This is a genomic window from Streptomyces sp. NPDC056600 (assembly GCF_042792855.1).
In the GTDB taxonomy this organism is placed as follows: Bacteria; Actinomycetota; Actinomycetes; order Streptomycetales; family Streptomycetaceae; genus Streptomyces.
On sequence record NZ_JBHTVQ010000134.1, the window covers coordinates 1 to 1,430 of the forward strand.

Annotated in this window: 1 protein-coding gene; it reads right to left on the reverse strand. The window is 71.7% G+C overall.

The window, feature by feature from the left end:
* Positions 1 to 1,296, reverse strand: a 1,296-nt coding sequence (locus ACFRAV_RS31305; protein ID WP_382560988.1) for a replication protein, incomplete at its 3' end; no start/stop codon positions are given.
* Positions 1,297 to 1,430 lie beyond the last annotated feature (134 nt).

The following is a 1,430-nucleotide window of genomic DNA, read 5'->3' on the forward strand; positions in this document are numbered from 1 at the left end:
CAGGACCACACCGCCGAGCAGGCGGCGGTGCATCTCTTGGTAGCGGTACGCCTCCAGCTCGCCCGCCAGGTCGGTGTGCCGGGCGAGGCCCCGGGTCATCTCGAACGCCCGCCGGCCCCGGGTCGCGGCCTCGTACTCCAGCGACCACGCACGGCACTGCTCGGCCGTCCCGTACCCCGGGGCGTCGGCCTCGGCCAGGCCGTCGCGCTCGATCGCCCACAGCCGGTCAAGGAACTGAAAGGCGGTCATCGACCGGGTGCCCTTGGCGCCCTTGGCCGTCGAGTGGGCGACTTCGGCCGCCGCGCCCTTGGCCGCGTCCACGTCGGCCTGGACCGACTTGGCCGTCTCCCCGCCCACCTTGGTCAGGTACTCGATCAGCGCCTTGTCATCGGGCGACCGGATCACGTCGATGCGCACACCGTGGCCCTTGCCGCCGCACTTGCAGTTGGCCCGCTCACACTCGGTCGACGTCTCGTACGTCGGGTCGATCGACCGCAGAGCCCCCGCCCAGAAGCCGTGCATCCACTCCTCGAACGCCTCCAGGTCCTCGGCGGGCGGCTCGAACGTGCAGCTCCGGCCCTCGCCCGGCTCGAAGTACCCGTTGCCGTCCTCATCCGTGTAGATCAGCTGGCCGTTGGCCGGGGTGCCCTCCAACTGGCCACCGAGGAACACCAGCAGGTTCAGGTGCGGGTGCCACCCGCCCGCCTGCGAGCGGGTGATCTCCGGGTTACGCGCCATGCCGATGTAGCCGACCGCCGGGGCCACGTGGCGCCGGAAGCTCTGCGATGTCAGGAGCCGCTGGTAGGCGCCCGGGACCCTCGGCGTGACCTCCCCCGTCGTCTCGTCCACGCGCTGCCGCGTCCCCCACAGGGCACAGACCAGGTCGTCCAGTGCGTCCGCACGGGTGTGCCGGGTGGTCAGCACCACGGCCGCCAGAGTCCCCCCACGGGCCAGCCACCGCAGAGCGGCCGTGGTCAGCTCGTGGGTGTCCTCGGCGCGCTTGGCGCTCTCGCACACCGCGCACGCCCAGATCGACTCGCAGAGCTGGACCCCGCGGCCGGACGCCTTCCCGTCCTCGGTGCGGGCCGTCAGCGTGCCCAGCTCCGGCGCCACGGCGCGGCGCGCGCACTTCCGGCACCGGTCGATCGCGGTGATCTCCTGCATGATCCGGCGGCGCCGCCACCGCCGCAGAGCCGGGGTGACGACCGTGACCGGACCCCCCTCGGTGGCCCCATCGACCGCACCGCTCTGACCTGCGGTTTCGGCGATCTGACAACTCTGTTCGTCAGTTACCAAGAAGCGGACACCTCGGGAGGTGTCTTTCTGCAGGTCAGACCCCGTTTTCGGGGGTCGAACCGCGTCCGCCTCGGAAGCGCGCTTCCGGCAGTTCGGGGAGCAGTACGTTTGGCCCGGTGTGCGGGGGTTTGGGG